Source organism: Sporosarcina soli, assembly GCF_042655805.1.
Lineage (GTDB): Bacteria > Bacillota > Bacilli > Bacillales_A > Planococcaceae > Sporosarcina > Sporosarcina soli.
On sequence record NZ_JBHSNO010000007.1, the window covers coordinates 227,536 to 243,771 of the forward strand.

Consider the following 16,236-nt stretch of genomic DNA (forward strand, 5'->3'; position numbering starts at 1 on the left):
TCAGGTGCCGTAAACACGAAACAAACCAGCATACCACACCAACTTATGCTACACTAGTTGCAAAGCCGAATAGTTGAACAACCACTGGGGGAGCCTTTTTTAAAGGCTGAGACGTGCATGGGTGCACGGACCCTTGGAACCTGATCCGGATGATACTGGCGTAGGGAAGTGGGCGCACCTTTGACAAACCTACAAATGGTAGCCGCTTCCCACCGTCACCGGGAAGCGGCTTTTTATCTTTATTCAGCAAATGTTTTTGTAATGAAAGCGTAGCGTCAGCTACAGAAGCCTCCCACCTCTATAGGTGATAAGTGCTTGTGGTGTTGGGCTTCTGTTCGATGGGTGTTCAAACGCCCGTTGAACGAAGATAAAGCCTCCGGCGGATGTCACAGATTTTGAAAGGAGTTTAAATGAAGGCAGGCTAAGTGCGCGACGTCCTAAAAGGAAAGTGCCTTAATTTCTGCAAAGATCGCAGAAATACGGCAAATCGAACTCTTCGCTGTTCGATTCGCAACGCCTGCATGACCTACATCCTGTAGGCCTCAAGCACAATTCAAAATCTGGACGCAATTTTGCTGAGGCGTAATTAATTAAAAAGAAAAGGGCGGGGAATCGAATGGTACATGTGGCTTTGACGATTGCAGGATCGGATAGTGGCGGCGGTGCGGGGATTCAGGCGGATTTGAAGACGTTTCAGGAACTCGGGGTGTTCGGGACGTCTGCTTTGACGGCGGTGACGGCGCAAAATACGTATGGGGTGTCGGCAATCCAGTCGATGGAACCATCCATCATTACCGCGCAGATTCAGGCGGTGAAAGAAGATTTTGCTGTACAGGCGGTCAAGACAGGGATGTTGTTTTCGGCGGAAATCATTCAGGCGGTGGCAGCTGAACTGCGTGATAGCGGTATTCCACTCGTCATCGATCCGGTGATGATTGCGAAAGGGGGCGCCTCGCTGTTGAGAGATGAGGCGGTTGACGCATTGAAGTCCGCGCTTATTCCTCTTGCGACTGTCGTGACGCCGAACATTCCAGAGGCGGAAGTATTGACAGGATTGGAAATAAAGTCGGAATCAGACATAGAAAGAGCGGCGGAACATATAATGGCTTTAGGCGCCCAATCGGTTGTCATCAAAGGGGGCCACTGGAAAGAAGCGCCGTTTGCAGAAGATCTGTTTGTTGGATCGGAAGGTACGCGTTTTTCAGTCCGCTCGCCATGGGTGGACACAAAAGACACGCATGGGACAGGGTGCACGTATTCCGCTGCCCTTGCCGCTTTTCTTGCGGATGGGGAGTCGTTGCCGGAAGCGGTCATTTCTGCGAAATGTTTCATCCATGCGGCCATTGAAAATGGCTTGGGTATCGGAGGCGGTCACGGTCCGACGAATCATTGGGCTTACAACCGTAAAGGTGGAAATCTAATGGAAGGGGTTGCGGTGATTGGATAAGAAGAAACTCAAATTGTATTTCATTCTCGGGACAGTGAATGTGGCAGGGCGCGACCCGCTTGTCGTATTGGAAGAGGCACTTAAGGGCGGCGTAACATGTTTCCAACTTCGAGAAAAAGGACCGGGAGCACTGGAAGGGGAAGCGTTGCGGTCATTTGCAGAAGCATGTAAAGAACTCTGTCATCGTTATAACGTTCCGTTTATCGTCAATGATGATGTCGCACTTGCGTTAGAGGTCAAAGCGGATGGCGTCCATATTGGCCAGGAAGACGGTGATATTTCAGCTGTTCGCCGTCAAATAGGTCCGTCGATGTTGCTTGGCGTGTCTACTCATAATGTAGAAGAAGCGCTAGCGGCAGCTGAAACAGGGGCCGATTATATTGGTATTGGTCCGATTTATAGCACAAAGACTAAAACAGATACACAGCCTGTCATCGGTCCGGAAATGGTTCGACGAGTGGCATCATTGCTACCGGGATTGCCGATCGTCGGTATCGGTGGTCTATCGGAAAGAAAAGCAAGGGCGGTCATTCAAGCGGGTGCTTCGGGAATAGCGGTTATTTCCGCTATTGCGGGGCAGGATGATCCGTTGGAAGCGGCACGCCGATTGAAAGGTGCAGTCCGTCTGTCATTGACGGGCGTGGAGATGTAAAGGTTAATAGTTAAAAAGGAGAGCCGTGACCCAGTTTGAAATGGGCCGGCTCTTTTGGCTGTAAGAGATGTTTAATGAATCCTCAAGTGTGCCACACTTTTATAAGGAGGGAGTGTGGTTTATCAATGAAAGAGACGGCGGTATTTGAAATTAAATCGGTCATGCATCGGCCAGATTTGATCTATTTTACGTGGAATGATGTTGGAGGACGATATCATGTTTACAAAGACGGTATCCATCTTTACGAGGGGACGGTGCCGGAATTTAGTGACGGCGATTTCAAGCATGCAAAACTCTATAATTATTCCATCGAGCGCGTAGTTGGCGGGGATGTGGTGGATGTCATCGCATTGCAAACATCCGCGTTCGCGGAAGAGAAGAATAAGGAAAATCCGCTGCAATCACTGGTAATGACAACAATTGTTGCAAAGACACAAATCGCGCTCGCTTGGGAGGAGATGAGAGACGTTCAGGAATATGATATCTACCGAAATGGGGTGTTTCTCCAAACGGTAGATGTGAATCGCTATATCGACCGGGATTTTGCGCTGGATGAGTCGTATACATACACTATCCATTCCAAGCGTCCGCTTTTGAAGTCGGAAGAACGGTTGAATGTCAGTAAATCGATCGCGTCTACGCTCTTTGACTGGTTGAATCGAGCGTCTTCCAAAGAGGAGGCAGCGATTGAAAGTTTCTCGGTGACAAAAGTGATCGCCGAACCCAAGAGATTGTTGACATCTGTCAGGGAAAGGGAAAATCTAGAAAAAGTTGATCGTTGGGCATTCCGCTATACGACTTTTTTGGCGGATGAGTGGGTGATGAATCCCCATCCGTTGACGTTAAACCGCTATTTCAAAGGGGATGACCGGGATTTCGATCCGAACGGTGAAAGCTTTCGTACCCGTGTTGATATTGAACTGGCCTATGATCTTGAACGGTCACCGCTTTTCTTCACGAAAAATATCGGTCCATCCATCGCCTACAACCGCTTGAAGCATTTTAGAGAAAAGGCGACCGCCTCTTTCGACGGGATTTCTGTGCAACGGAAGGATCACAAAGAAGGCGAGGCCGGTTTTCATCTGACACATGCTGTTGGGAATCCATTGACGACAGCGCCCAAAATCGATTATGAAGTACGGGCGGTGTTGCGCAGGGACGGTACATTTGATTTGACGGGGACGCATGATGCCGCCCCCCATCATGAAGTCTATTTAATGCAAGGATCAAGAAATGACTGGTTTCCGATTCATCAAGTAGAGAGTAAAGGCCTAGCATGGATGGCCCCTGTTGTCGCTTGGGAATACTGGCGAATATCGAATTTTACATCATCATGACTGTTGCTAAGCCCTTTCTATCCTTAGAGAGGGTTTTTCGTTTGATGAAAATTGAGGTATATGGAGGCCTTAATTTTCAGAAAACAATAATAGTAAAATTGGGACTATTGTGATATATTTGATAATGAATCAAACAAAAAGGGGGATATTCATATGAAAAAGTTTGGTATTTTCACTTTAGTCCTATCGTTCATGCTCATTCTTGCGGCATGTGGTACTGATCAAGGGGAAAGTTCTGGAGAAACTTCAGGCGATAGTTCAGGGAACGATAGTAAGGAAGTATACAAAGTGGGAGTAGACAACACATACCCGCCGTTCGAGTTTGAAGTAAATGGAGAATTAACAGGAATCGATATTGATATTATGACAGCAATTGCAGAAAACCAAGGATTTGAAATAGAATATGATGCCATGGACTTCGGTGGCATTATTCCAGCGATGCAAGCAGGTCAACTGGACATTGCGATTGCTGGCATGAGTATTACAGATGAGCGTAAAAAGATCGTGGATTTTTCGGATCCATATTTCGATGCAGGTCTGACTTTAGTCGTTGGAGGGGAGACGACGGACATTCAATCGATCGAAGATTTAAAAGGTAAAACGGTTGCCGTGAAGAATGGAACGACTGGGGCTAAGTTTGCCATGGATCATGAAAGTGAATATGGGTATACGATCGTTCAATTCGATGATAGTCCTGCCATGTTCCAAGAAGTTCAAAATGGCAATGCGGATGCATTGATTGAGGATTATCCTGTAATCGCTTACGCCATTCCTCAAAACAGTCTTGGCTTACAAATCGTTGGGGAGCGATTGAATGGAGACCAATATGGAATTGCGGTATTGAAAGGGAAAAATGGCGACATTTTGAAGAAAATCAACGACGGTTTACAAGAACTTCGCGATAGCGGGGAATACGACAAGATTCTAGATAAGTATCTTAGTGAGTGAATAGCTTTTGAAACATATAGCGTGCTTCTCGCGCTATATTTTTTTAACTAGATTTAACGGAAGTTCCCACTTCCATAAATGGGAATCAAATACGTCGAGCCGTGTTTGATTATAAGGGGATGAGTGGATGGATACGATTCTTGCGGCATTGCCATATTTGTTGGCCGGGTTAAAAGTTACTTTGTACATCTTTTTCTTTTCAATTATCTTTGGCTTTTTGGTTGGATTGATAACGGCTTTGATGCGCTTGACGTCCATCAAACCGTTAAACTGGGTTGCGAAGGTTTTCGTGGATATCATTCGGGGAACGCCGTTTATTGTCCAGTTATTTTTCATTTATTTTGGATTGAATGGGCTTGATTTCATTTCGTTAGATCGGACTGTGGCGGGAATTATAACCGTTTCTTTAAACGCGGGTGCTTATTTCTCTGAAATTATCCGTGCTGGAATCCAGTCGATTGATAAAGGACAGACAGAAGCGGCTAGGTCACTTGGACTGACTCAAGCACATACGATGCGTTTCATTGTTTTGCCCCAAGCTTTTAGAAGAATGTTGCCGACCATCACTAACCAGTCTATTATCAGCTTCAAAGATACATCCCTGCTTTCCATTATCGGTATTGCGGATATTGTGCAGAAAGGGAAGGTGCAGGCGAGTACAACTTTCCAGCCTTTTGAAATTTGGTTGACAGTTGGTGTCATTTACTTCATCGTCATTTATTTGTTATCTGTGCTTGCTAGTTTTGTTGAAAGGAGGTTCGTTCTAAGATGACATTGATTCAGGTGCGGAATTTGAAAAAGTCCTTTGGGGAACTGGAAGTGTTGAAAGATATCAATGTGGACATACAAGAGCGAGAAGTCGTCTGTGTAATCGGACCTTCGGGATCAGGGAAAAGTACATTTTTACGCTGTTTGAATCGACTGGAAGACATTACAGGTGGCCATGTCATCATCGACGGACAGGACATTACAGACCCGAAGCTCGATATTAATAAAATCAGGCAAAATGTAGGCATGGTGTTTCAGCAATTCAACTTATTTCCACATATGACCGTTTTGCAAAATGTTATGTTAGCGCCTATGAAACTAGGGAAAGGCGATAAAGAATCACTTGAAAAGAAAGCGTTGGAGTTGCTGGCGAAAGTTGGATTGTCCGACAAAGCGAAAGGGTATCCCGGCGAACTATCGGGCGGGCAAAAGCAACGGGTCGCCATTGCCAGAGCATTGGCGATGGATCCGAAGATCATGCTATTTGACGAACCGACATCCGCATTGGATCCTGAAGTGGTAGGCGATGTCCTTGCCGTCATGAAGCAGCTTGCCGTTGAGGGAATGACGATGGTCGTTGTAACGCATGAAATGGGTTTTGCGCGCGAAGTAGGCGATCGTGTCATTTTCATGGATGGAGGCTATATCGTGGAGGAAAACATACCGGAAGAACTGTTCAAAAATCCGCAGGAAGTTCGAACGCAGTCGTTTCTGAGTAAAGTTTTATAAATTTGGGGGAAAGCTTGTATAAGCTTTCCTTTTTCTATGGAAATATACAAAACGAATTGAATCGTTTTTCGGTTACAAGCGCTCCCTTTGACATGTGGAAGCGCGTCTGCTATCATTACCTTGAATTCGAGATATTTGATTATTGATCATTCTAGGAATTGTATATGAAAAACATTGAGGGTAGCTTGAATGCTATTCAATGTTTGCGAAATTGATGGATAAGGGAGAGATGAAGATGAAACATATATTCAAACCAGGTAAAGATGCAACGAAGCCAGTACTTCTTATGTTGCACGGGACGGGCGGGACGGAACAGGATTTGTTGCCGCTTGCGGAGATAGTCGATCCAGATGCAACGGTGCTAAGTGTTCGTGGCAATGTGCTTGAAAACGGTATGCCACGCTTTTTTCGCAGATTGGCGGAAGGTATTTTCGACGAGGAAGATTTGATCTTCCGGACGAAAGAACTGAATGACTTCCTAGACGAAGCTGCAAAAGAATACGGCTTTGACAGACTGAATATCGTTGCGATTGGGTATTCTAATGGAGCCAACATTGCCGCGAGCTTGCTGTTCCATTATGCAGATGCTTTGAAAGGTGCGATTTTGCACCATCCTATGGTTCCACGACGCGGCATCGATTTGCCGAATTTGACAGGGACACGGGTCTTTATCGCCGCAGGCAAAAATGATCCGATGTGCACGGCAGAAGAGTCGGAGGAGTTAGATACATTGCTGACAGGCGCGGGCGCGGAAACGGCCGTGCATTGGGAGATGAATGGCCATTCGTTAACGCGTACGGAAGTCGATGCAGCAGCGGAATGGTACAACGCAGTATTTGGAAAATGAAGCAGAAGCGAGGCATATGAGATGGGTTTCTTTGCAAAATTATTTGGAAAATCAACAACAGAGGAGACGGTTAACGTGACAAAAACAGCAATCGTATACTATAGTTCGGGAGGTACGAATTACCAACTGGCACAATGGGCAAAGGAAGCTGCAGAAGCGGCTGGTTCTGAAGTGAGACTGATGAAAGTAGCAGAAACAGCTCCACAAGCTGCCATTGATTCAACACCGAGTTGGAAAGCACATACAGAAGCGACAAAAGATGTGCCAGTTGCGACGGGCGATGATCTGGAATGGGCAGATGCGATCATCTTTAGCGTACCGACACGCTTCGGAAATGTAGCCAGCCAAGTACAAAGCTTCTTTGACACATTGGGTGGTCATTGGTTCCAAGGCAAGCTAGCTAATAAAGCCGTGAGTGCTATGTCATCTGCACAAAACCCGCACGGCGGACAAGAAGCGACAATCCTGTCCCTTTATACAACGATGTACCATTGGGGTGCCATTGTTGCAGCGCCAGGATTCACAGATCCAGTGACATTTGCAGCAGGTGGAAACCCATACGGTACGAGTGTCACAGTCGGACAAGACGGAAAAATCGCAGACGACGAAGCGGCAATCAAAGCGGCTGTTGCGCACCAAGCAAAACGCACCGTGCAAGTAGGGACTGTGTTAAAACAGCTGAATGCATGATACATGAAAAACCGACCTGTGAGGGTCGGTTTTTGTGTCTTTACAGATACGTCGATCGTAAATGGCATGCGAGTTGGATTTTCAGGGAGTCTTCGTTGTTGTTTAAGTCTAATTGCAGGACATGCTCGATTTTCCGAAGGCGTTGGTATAGGGTATTGATGTGAATATGCAATTTTTTCGCTGTTTTTGTGGCGGAGCGATTGGTATCGAAATAGGTGAGCAACGTTTCTTCCAACTCCGTTTTCGATTCGTTAGCAGCAGAGAGAGGTGCAAACACTTCATTGATGAATTGCTCGATTTCATCCGGTGGTTGATTTAAAAAGAGCCGGTTCAATCCGATGTCTTCATAGCGGATTATATCGGATCGATTCCGTGAGGCGAGGTAAGCAAGCGTTTTGGTCGCCTCTTCGTGTAATTTTTGAATCGACTGCAACCCTTTATAAGTCGCACTGATCCCGGCGCGGAAAGCAGGATTCCCATTCGCATCCCAATCATTCTTAATGGATTGGAATTTTTGTCGGATAGTCTGAAAATGATCAGGTTTATCCAAAGGGGCAAGAAGGATGACCCGGTTTTGGAATCCGTAAATCATCGATGCCGTCATAGGTAGTTCCTTTTTCAGTTTCAGAACTAAATGATGAATCTTGATTGCGAGGATTTGCAAATCTGTGTAATTCGGTATTTCGAAAATGGTAAGGAACCAGTGCGAGGAAACGTCCAGGCCATTCTCCTTTGCGAGCACTTCCAAATGTTCATTGTTAGGGGCGTCCAGCAAAGCAAGGAATTGCTCGTGTGTCTTTTTATAAAAAAATTCAGTGACCGTCTGATTTTTAATTAATTCCAATGTCAGAATGGAACAGCCTTGTTCGAGTGCAATATGATCTGATTCGGAAATGCTTTCTTTCACATGAAGGATAAAACAACCGAGAAAAACGATGCCATTATAAATCGGGTACAAGTAAACCGTTTTTGCAGGAAGCCCGATTTCACGATGTGTCGGTTTTCTACTGCTTGCAAATATTGTTTTAAGCTCGAGCGGATTGGAATTGAATGATTCGTACAAGGAGTTCGAATAGAATTTCTCCTCGATATTGCTGAAAAAGGTGACTGGACAATCAATCATTTGATTGAATGCATGGATCATCGCTTCAATCCCTCTGTTTTCCAAGGAAATGGCCGTCAACGTTTCCTGCACTTCATGTCTCTTTTGAAGTTGGCTGTTCCGCTCTTCCAGTTGCGTGCTCAATTGGGTGATTTCACCAATCCGACGTTGCGCTTCTGCATAATACTGCGCATTTTGAATGGCGATGGCAGCTTGTTCCGCAAACACTTGCAATAAAAGCAAATCATGTTCGTCTAACACTTTTTTCCGTTTCAATTGGTGGGTGGTCATAACCCCAATCCGTTTCCCTTCAAGCGAAATCGGAACGCAAATAAGGGTTTCAGGGCCCGTTGTAGAAGTTATGGACGTTGTAAGCGTCTGAAGATTCGCTTTGGAAATATGAAAATCATCCATAGTGCTCATCAATTCCTCATGGGAGTTAAAGAACCTGCCAATCCCATCCTCAAATACTTTTCCTGTAATAGATTCCCCCTTTTTCACCTTAAAATTGTAGATATTGTCCGTGAATCCAATGGGTGCTTTCACAAGTAGCCGATCGGATGCTTCATCGTAAAGCAATAAATAACCTGCATCTGTGGCGGGAATTACTTTGAGAGCGTTGCGCATAATCTTTTTCAGCACTTCGTCAAGGTCTAGACTGGAGGTGATGGAACGGATACTATCGACCAAGATAGTCAGTTCATTTTCATTCATATGATCTTGCAATAATGAATGTGTCGATTCGAATTCTGTCATTTTGAAGGTCTCCTTCCCGTTGGGATGTAGGATTGTCCATATAAAAAACGGGAATTGTATGAAGATACACATTGTTTCGATTATAATCCCAGTGTATAGTAAGGGACATAAATTGAAAAGGGTTAAAATTCTAACAAATTGTAAGCGCTTTATTTGTTGGTAGTATAGGTACTGTCTATAGTTTGTAATTGCTAGTATCAAATGGAAACGGGGAGGGAAAAGAAATGCTAGAAACAATGAAGGTAGCAAACAGCTTTCCGATGTGGATCATTGCCATGTTGGTTGTAGGGACCGTCATCTTTCAAGCGGTTATGTTTATTCGGATCGCTTCAAGGGCGAGTGCGGATGTCGGCCTGACGAAGTCGGAGGTAAGAGCGGCTGTGAGAACGGGGGCCATCAGTTCATTAGGACCTTCTTTTGCAATTATTATTGTGGCAATCTCGTTAATCACGTTCATAGGAAATCCGGTGACGTTGATGCGGATCGGAATTGTTGGATCAGCACCAATCGAAACGGTGGGTGCGAGTCTCGGTGCACAGGCGGCCGGCGTCGATTTAGGATCACCGGAATTCAGTCCACAGGCATTTACGAATGCCGTTTGGGTCATGACTCTTGGCGGTATGGGTTGGCTGTTATTTACAGCCCTTTTTACTAAATCATTGGGAAAAATGGAAGCTAAAGTTGCGAAGAAAAAGAGCAATGTGACGTTGATGAAAGCTGTTTCCACAGCAGCGATGATCGGTGCTTTCAGCTATCTTGGAGGAAGCGAGATGGTGAAAGGGGTCAATGAGTCGATCGTATTCGTCATTGCATTTCTCGTAATGCCAGTCATTCTGTGGGCTTCCAATCGGTTTAAAGCAAGCTGGTTAAAAGAATGGTCGCTTGGATTAATAATTGTCGTAGGGATATCGGTAGGCTATATATTACTTTAACGGAAAGGCGGGAGAATAACGATGACGATTAGCAATGAAGTGAAGAGTGAAGTTGTGGAGCAAGTGCATGGAAAAGCGGCGGACAATGCTATCGATTTTGAAACGTTTCATGAAAAATCACATTTTTGGGGTCGCTTAACCATTTGGAGCGTTATTATATTTACGATTTCTTTACCGCTCTATTTATCTTTTGGTCTTGGGTTTCATCCGGGCTGGTCTACGATCTTGGCAGGGTTCCTGGCTTATGCATCGATTGTTGCGCTTGTCTGGGTGATTGAGCCGATCAGCTATTACCCGACTTTAGGGGTTTCGGGCACCTATTTGGCTTTCTTAACCGGAAACATCGGGAATATGTGTCTGCCAAGTGCTTCCATCGCCCAAAGTGTCGTCGGTGCGGAACCTGGGACTAGAAAAGGGGAAATTACGGCAACGCTTGCCATTTCGGCTGCGTCTATTGTCAATACGGTCTTCCTATTGTTTGTCATTCTCGGTGGTTCGTATTTGATAACAATGATGCCGGACTCATTGACCGCTGCATTTAAGTTTGTGTTACCGGCCATTTTTGGCGGGGTCATTGCCCAATTTGCATTGCAAAAACCGCTATGGGGCGTTATTGGAATCGCCTTTGGTCTGTTTGTCAATCTAGGTCCGGTTCCACGTCCCTTACAGACATTTCTGTGCATACTCGGAACGGTTGTCGTTTGTATGCTACTTGAGAAGATGAAAAATAAAAAGACGGCATAATGATAATGAAATAGGCTTAAGTGGAGGCGAGATGGATGAGTCAACAAGTAAAAGAAGCAATCGAAACGAAAAAGCAATTGATGGAGCTACTGGCAAGTCGTGAAGATGAGATGATCGCAATACGGCGTCATTTACATGAGAATCCCGAACTGTCTTTTAAAGAGGAGAAGACGGCACAGTATATTGCGGATTTTTACAAAGGTAAAGATGTGGATGTGCAAACGAATGTCGGCAATGGCTATGGCATCGTTGTGACGATTAAAGGCGATCGACCAGGAAAAACAATCGGTCTCCGTGCCGATTTCGATGCATTGCCGATCCACGAGGAAACGGATGTGCCGTTCAAATCGAAAAACGACGGCGTCATGCATGCTTGCGGGCATGATGGCCATACCGCTTACATGCTAATTTTGGCCGATTGTTTGATCCAACTGAAGTCATCCATTGCTGGGACGATTAAAATCATTCACCAGCATGCAGAGGAAACACCACCGGGCGGGGCGAAGAGTATCGTTGAATCAGGTGCGCTAGATGATTTGGATCAAGTTTTTGGGACGCATTTGACCCCGGCACTTCCAACGGGCACCATCGGATACCGTAGCGGTTATGCGATGGCAGGAAGAACGTATTTCAAACTGGTCATCCAAGGGAAGGGTGGTCACGGATCTGCGCCCCATCAATCGAATGATCCAATCGTTGCAGGCGCTCATTTTGTCACAGCTATTCAAACCATCGTCAGCCGTCGTTTGAATCCGTTTGAAATGGGCGTTGTCACGATTGGTTCGTTTGACGGAAAAGGTTCGTTTAACGTCATTAAAGATAACATTGAAATTGAGGGCGATGTCCGTTACATGAAAACGGAAACGCAGCAATTGATCGAACAGGAAATCCGTCGCATGACAAGTGGGATCGAGTTGGAGTTCAATGTTCAATGTGAGCTGACGTACACAGCCGATTATCCGCCACTTTACAATGATCCGGAAACGACGGAGAAAGTGGTATCCATCCTGAGAAATTCAGAGGAGAAGGATATTCTATCAGTGGTAGAGATTTCTATGAATCCAGCGTCAGAAGATTTCTCGTATTATTTAGAGAAAGTTCCGGGTACTTTTTTCAACATCGGTTGTAAGCCAAAAGGGGTAGAGAAAGTATACATGAACCATCACCCGAAATTTGATATTGACGAAGCTGCGCTTCTCATTTCAGCGAAATCGGTTGCTGAAGTTGTGTGCAGTTATTATGGGATAAATGAATAAACAAAATGCACTGTAGTGGACCAGTGGCTTATCTTTATTCGGCAAATGTTTTTGTACTGGAAACGCAGCAATACGGCAAATCGAACCCTTCGCTGTTCGATTCACCATTCAAAATCGGGACTTAATCACGCTGGGGGATGAGTGATTTAGATTTCGAAGTGAAGTTTCTGTATGAAGCATTTGGAGCGTCTTTGTTTTCAGCAACGTCCCCCGTATGGTACACTAGTTTTAAGTTAATATTTACGGTTTGAGTTGATGAGAGACCTGACGACATGATTGCATTTTGCAGTCGTGTACGTTGTGGTCTCTTTTTTGTTGAAAAAACAGCCGGATTCCAAAATATAGATCCAAAGGAGAAGATTTAAATGGCCGGATTATCAGCATTGGATAGAAATGATATGTTTGAGAAAATGGGAACGGAGAGTTTTGATTTATTGATCGTTGGAGGGGGCATTACGGGCGCGGGAATAGCTTTGGATGCAGTGACACGGGGCATGAAGGTCGCGCTTGTGGAGATGCAGGACTTTGCGTCGGGTACATCGAGCCGTTCGACGAAACTTGTCCACGGCGGCTTGCGTTATTTGAAGCAGTTTGAAATTAAAGAAGTGGCGGAGCTTGGAAAAGAGCGGGCGATCGTCTATGAAAATGGTCCACATGTGACGACACCGGAATGGATGTTGTTGCCGTTTCATAAAGGCGGGACGTTCGGCAAGTTGTCGACTTCCCTAGGCTTACGAGTCTATGACTTTTTGGCGGGAGTCAAAAAGAGTGAACGAAGAACAATGCTTTCCGTCGAAGAAACAATCCGCAAAGTGCCGATCGTCAAAAAAGATGGCTTGCAGGGCGGTGGGCTGTATGTTGAATATCGTACAGATGATGCCCGCCTGACGATTGAAGTGATCAAGGCAGCGGCTGAAAATGGAGCGATAATCACCAATTATGCAAAAGCGGAGCATTTTCTTTACAACGAGGAAAAGCAAATGATAGGTGCGGAAATTACGGATGTGCTGACGGGAAAGAAGACTTCACTCCGTGCGAAAAAGATCGTCAATGCAACCGGTCCATGGGTGGATGATGTGAGGGAAATCGATGGGTCGAAAAAAGGGAAGCATCTGATTTTATCCAAAGGGGTCCATCTTGTATTCGATCAGTCTGTATTTCCATTACAGCAGGCGGTTTATTTCGATACGCCAGATAAACGCATGGTATTCGCGATACCAAGGGATGGGAAAACCTATGTGGGAACGACGGATACGTTTTATGATGGGAATCGTGTAACAATTGACATTACGACAGAGGACCGTGCATATATACTGGATGCAATCCGATATATGTTCCCCGATTTACGGATTGTGGAGGCGGACATCGAGTCAAGTTGGGCAGGGATTCGTCCGCTCATTCATGAAGAGGGGAAAAACCCTTCGGAAATTTCACGGAAAGACGAAATTTGGGAATCTGAAAATGGCCTTCTCACAATTGCGGGGGGAAAATTGACGGGCTATCGGAAAATGGCGGAAATGGTTGTGGATAAGGTCGTGAATGATTTGAATAATAAAGGGGAAGGAAAGTTCGGTTTTTCTGTGACAAAGCATTTTCCAATTTCCGGAGGCGACATCGGAGGTTCCTCAAGGTTGGAGCAATTCTTAGAGGTAAAAGGCAAAGAAGCTGTGCATTTGGGGCTTGATGAAGAGCAGGGCCGCAAGCTGGCGAAAATGTATGGCTCCAATGTCGATGCCGTTTTCAACTATTTGCAAGATGGGAAAACATCGATTCCGCGGGTGTTAGCTGCTCAGCTGATGTACGCTATTCATCATGAAATGGCCGTAAAACCTGTTGATTTCTTCAGTAGAAGGACGGGTGCGTTATTATTCGATATTGCAACGGTCACTGCATGGAAGGAGCCGGTCATTGCTGAAATGGCAAACTTGTTCGGCTGGAATGAAACCGAACAGGCACACTATACAAAGGAACTAGAACAGGAAATTGCGGTTGCTACGACAGCGGTGGAGCTGTAAGTTCGGTATAATTAATTGATTGGAATGAATTATTGGGAAGAGAGGAATGACAACATGTCTTTTCATAAGCAAAGAATTTTGCCGGCGTTGCGGCATTTGAAGCAGTTGGAGTCCTTGTTGAACAGTCCTTACGAATATATCGTTTTACTGGAAGTCCACATCAGCAATTTAAAGACGATTAAAAACGAAGCGGATCGTCATCGAAAAAAACTGATTATCCATGCAGACCTTATCCAAGGATTGAAAACGGATGACTATGCTGCAGAGTTTCTATGCAATGATATCCGTCCGGCGGGTATCATTTCCACCCGTTCGAATATGATTCTAAAAGCGAAGGCAAAGGGCATCATTGCAATCCAGCGGATGTTTCTATTAGATACGATTGCATTGGAAAAAAGCTATTCGCTAATCGAGCGGACGAAGCCCGATTATATTGAAATTTTGCCGGGGGTTATCCCGGAGATCATCAGCGAAGTGCATGAGCGGACCGGCATCCCGATTATCAGTGGCGGGCTGATCCGTTCGGAGGCTCATGTGCAAGCAGCGCTCGACGCCGGAGCAAAAGCAGTCACTACATCCAATCAGCAACTTTGGACGGCTTTTAAGGACGATTCCCCCTCGTGATTTCGAGGGACTTATTGAATGCCAGCCGTTTTTTAGCGCGTCTTGGCAAGTACCTTGCGCGTGTGAAAGTTAAAAACATATTGACGGTAGTTTGAATTTTTTATACAATGTGGATAAGTTCATATAAAGTGGTTGAGTGTTGAGGTCCACATTTATTCATTCCGCACGGGCGGATGATTAAATGTGGACTTTTTTATCTTCATTCAGCAGAAGACTCCCATCTCCATAGGTGGTGAGATGAATGCGTTTTGATTTACTGTTCAGCGGGTGTTCAAACGCCTGCTGAACGAATAATGGAAGGCAGTCTAAGTGCGCGACGTCCTGTCGCAACGACTGCATGACCTACATCCTGTAGGCCCGCGGATGTCACAGATTTTGAAAGGAGTCAATTGCGCTTATCTAAGTGCCTTAATTTCTGCAAAAAACGCAGAAATACGGCAAATCGAACCCTTCGCTGTTCGATTCGCAATTCAAAATCTGGACGCAATTACGCCGAGGCGTAATTGATTTTGTATTCGTAATCGCTTACAAAACAAAGGAGGAAGTGGAGATGACACCGTTTTTAGGAGAATTGGTTGGTACAATGATTTTAATCATTTTTGGAGCTGGGGTTGTCGGTGGGGTACTGATGAAAAATTCGAAGGCGGAGGGCTCTGGGTGGATTGTCATTACGATCGGATGGGGTCTTGCAGTTGCAATGGGGGTTTATGCAGTCGGGAATTTCAGTGGTGCCCATTTAAATCCTGCGGTGACAATCGGGATGGCGTCTATCGGTGAATTTCCGTGGGCGGACGTGCCGAGTTATATTGCTGCCCAAATAATAGGTGGGATAATCGGTGCTGTCATTGTCTATTTCCACTACTTACCGCATTGGCAGGAAACAGCGGATCCGGAAGCGAAATTGGCCGTTTTTGCTACAATACCTGCAATCCGCCATCCGTTATCGAATTTGACGAGCGAAATCATCGGCACATTTATTTTACTGCTCGGATTGCTGACGATTGGTGCGAATGAGTTCACGGAAGGTCTGAATCCTTTAATTGTCGGTGCATTGATTGTTGCAATTGGCATGTCGCTTGGGGGGACAACAGGTTACGCGATTAATCCCGCACGCGATTTAGGTCCGAGGATTGCCCACTTTTTCCTACCGATCTCCGGCAAGGGATCATCTGATTGGGGTTATGCATGGGTACCGGTAGTCGGACCAATTCTTGGCGGATCATTCGGCGCCCTTTTTTATCAACAAGTATTTGAAGGCGTGAACAGTCTGGCATTTTGGGTAGTGGGTGCGATTACGATTGCAATTCTTTTAGGTGCACAATTTACAATTAGAAAAGAGAAGGATGCTGTTTTGAAGACAGAAGTTGCAGAAAGAGTATAATTGGACTA

The 16,236-nt window shown here is 45.4% G+C and carries 15 protein-coding genes and 1 riboswitch; of the genes, 14 read left to right on the plus strand and 1 reads right to left on the minus strand.

Going from position 1 to position 16,236, the window contains the following annotated elements:
• Positions 1-76: 76 nt before the first annotated feature.
• Positions 77-184: riboswitch (TPP riboswitch) on the plus strand.
• A 432-nt stretch (positions 185-616) separates the two neighbouring features.
• The 8 genes from thiD to wrbA all read left to right on the plus strand — a co-directional run bounded on the left by thiD (position 617) and on the right by wrbA (position 7,418).
• A complete protein-coding gene (gene thiD, locus ACFPRA_RS14745) occupies positions 617-1,447 on the plus strand; it encodes a bifunctional hydroxymethylpyrimidine kinase/phosphomethylpyrimidine kinase (RefSeq protein ID WP_381436160.1) in 831 nt (276 codons plus the stop codon).
• Entirely contained in the window at positions 1,440-2,099 is a 660-nt protein-coding gene (gene thiE / locus ACFPRA_RS14750; RefSeq protein WP_381436163.1) for a thiamine phosphate synthase, read from the plus strand. The genes thiD and thiE overlap by 8 nt, the downstream gene beginning before the upstream one ends.
• A 125-nt stretch (positions 2,100-2,224) precedes the next feature.
• On the plus strand, positions 2,225-3,436 hold the full coding sequence (locus ACFPRA_RS14755) for a DUF3238 domain-containing protein (RefSeq protein ID WP_381436165.1): 1,212 nt from the start codon (positions 2,225-2,227) through the stop codon (positions 3,434-3,436).
• Positions 3,437-3,589: 153 nt separating this feature from the next.
• Positions 3,590-4,384, plus strand: a complete 795-nt coding sequence (locus tag ACFPRA_RS14760; RefSeq protein ID WP_381436168.1) for a transporter substrate-binding domain-containing protein — start codon at positions 3,590-3,592, stop codon at positions 4,382-4,384.
• Between the two features lie 127 nt (positions 4,385-4,511).
• The gene (locus ACFPRA_RS14765) at positions 4,512-5,156 is read left to right on the plus strand and encodes an amino acid ABC transporter permease (protein WP_381436170.1); all 645 of its coding nucleotides are present in this window, start codon (positions 4,512-4,514) and stop codon (positions 5,154-5,156) included.
• Positions 5,153-5,881, plus strand: a complete 729-nt coding sequence (locus tag ACFPRA_RS14770) for an amino acid ABC transporter ATP-binding protein (protein WP_381436173.1) — start codon at positions 5,153-5,155, stop codon at positions 5,879-5,881. The genes ACFPRA_RS14765 and ACFPRA_RS14770 overlap by 4 nt, the downstream gene beginning before the upstream one ends.
• Before the next feature lie 235 nt (positions 5,882-6,116).
• Positions 6,117-6,728: an alpha/beta hydrolase gene (locus tag ACFPRA_RS14775; protein ID WP_381436175.1), complete on the plus strand. Its 612-nt coding sequence runs from the start codon at positions 6,117-6,119 to the stop codon at positions 6,726-6,728.
• Between the two features lie 21 nt (positions 6,729-6,749).
• A complete protein-coding gene (gene wrbA, locus ACFPRA_RS14780) occupies positions 6,750-7,418 on the plus strand; it encodes an NAD(P)H:quinone oxidoreductase type IV (RefSeq protein ID WP_381436178.1) in 669 nt (222 codons plus the stop codon).
• Positions 7,419-7,458: 40 nt separating this feature from the next.
• Here the strand turns inward: wrbA and ACFPRA_RS14785 are convergent, their stop codons facing one another.
• On the minus strand, positions 7,459-9,276 hold the full coding sequence (locus ACFPRA_RS14785) for a helix-turn-helix domain-containing protein (protein ID WP_381436180.1): 1,818 nt from the start codon (positions 9,274-9,276) through the stop codon (positions 7,459-7,461).
• 224 nt (positions 9,277-9,500) lie between these two features.
• Here ACFPRA_RS14785 and ACFPRA_RS14790 point away from each other — a divergent pair, with 224 nt between their 5' ends.
• From ACFPRA_RS14790 to ACFPRA_RS14815, 6 genes are all read left to right on the plus strand, one after another.
• Positions 9,501-10,208: a DUF5058 family protein gene (locus tag ACFPRA_RS14790; protein WP_381436183.1), complete on the plus strand. Its 708-nt coding sequence runs from the start codon at positions 9,501-9,503 to the stop codon at positions 10,206-10,208.
• Positions 10,209-10,229: 21 nt separating this feature from the next.
• Complete coding sequence (locus tag ACFPRA_RS14795) at positions 10,230-10,952, plus strand: small-conductance mechanosensitive channel (protein ID WP_381436185.1); 723 nt, start codon at positions 10,230-10,232, stop codon at positions 10,950-10,952.
• Positions 10,953-10,987: 35 nt separating this feature from the next.
• Positions 10,988-12,208, plus strand: a complete 1,221-nt coding sequence (locus ACFPRA_RS14800) for a M20 family metallopeptidase (protein ID WP_381436187.1) — start codon at positions 10,988-10,990, stop codon at positions 12,206-12,208.
• Positions 12,209-12,573: 365 nt separating this feature from the next.
• Positions 12,574-14,223, plus strand: a complete 1,650-nt coding sequence (locus ACFPRA_RS14805; protein WP_381436190.1) for a glycerol-3-phosphate dehydrogenase/oxidase — start codon at positions 12,574-12,576, stop codon at positions 14,221-14,223.
• A gap of 54 nt (positions 14,224-14,277) precedes the next feature.
• Positions 14,278-14,847, plus strand: coding sequence for a glycerol-3-phosphate responsive antiterminator (locus ACFPRA_RS14810; protein ID WP_381436193.1), 570 nt, complete (start codon positions 14,278-14,280; stop codon positions 14,845-14,847).
• Between the two features lie 550 nt (positions 14,848-15,397).
• Positions 15,398-16,228 carry an MIP/aquaporin family protein gene (locus ACFPRA_RS14815; RefSeq protein WP_381436195.1) on the plus strand — a complete coding sequence of 277 codons (831 nt, stop codon included), beginning with the start codon at positions 15,398-15,400 and terminating at the stop codon, positions 16,226-16,228.
• The last annotated feature ends 8 nt before the right edge of the window (positions 16,229-16,236 follow it).

Coding starts and splice junctions, on each gene's coding strand:
- thiD (WP_381436160.1), top strand. CDS start 617: ATGGTACATGTGGCTTTGACGATTGCAGGATCGGATAGTGGCGGCGGT.
- ACFPRA_RS14755 (WP_381436165.1), top strand. CDS start 2,225: ATGAAAGAGACGGCGGTATTTGAAATTAAATCGGTCATGCATCGGCCA.
- ACFPRA_RS14760 (WP_381436168.1), top strand. CDS start 3,590: ATGAAAAAGTTTGGTATTTTCACTTTAGTCCTATCGTTCATGCTCATT.
- ACFPRA_RS14765 (WP_381436170.1), top strand. CDS start 4,512: ATGGATACGATTCTTGCGGCATTGCCATATTTGTTGGCCGGGTTAAAA.
- ACFPRA_RS14770 (WP_381436173.1), top strand. CDS start 5,153: ATGACATTGATTCAGGTGCGGAATTTGAAAAAGTCCTTTGGGGAACTG.
- ACFPRA_RS14775 (WP_381436175.1), top strand. CDS start 6,117: ATGAAACATATATTCAAACCAGGTAAAGATGCAACGAAGCCAGTACTT.
- wrbA (WP_381436178.1), top strand. CDS start 6,750: ATGGGTTTCTTTGCAAAATTATTTGGAAAATCAACAACAGAGGAGACG.
- ACFPRA_RS14785 (WP_381436180.1), bottom strand. CDS start 9,276: ATGACAGAATTCGAATCGACACATTCATTATTGCAAGATCATATGAAT.
- ACFPRA_RS14790 (WP_381436183.1), top strand. CDS start 9,501: ATGCTAGAAACAATGAAGGTAGCAAACAGCTTTCCGATGTGGATCATT.
- ACFPRA_RS14795 (WP_381436185.1), top strand. CDS start 10,230: ATGACGATTAGCAATGAAGTGAAGAGTGAAGTTGTGGAGCAAGTGCAT.
- ACFPRA_RS14800 (WP_381436187.1), top strand. CDS start 10,988: ATGAGTCAACAAGTAAAAGAAGCAATCGAAACGAAAAAGCAATTGATG.
- ACFPRA_RS14805 (WP_381436190.1), top strand. CDS start 12,574: ATGGCCGGATTATCAGCATTGGATAGAAATGATATGTTTGAGAAAATG.
- ACFPRA_RS14810 (WP_381436193.1), top strand. CDS start 14,278: ATGTCTTTTCATAAGCAAAGAATTTTGCCGGCGTTGCGGCATTTGAAG.
- ACFPRA_RS14815 (WP_381436195.1), top strand. CDS start 15,398: ATGACACCGTTTTTAGGAGAATTGGTTGGTACAATGATTTTAATCATT.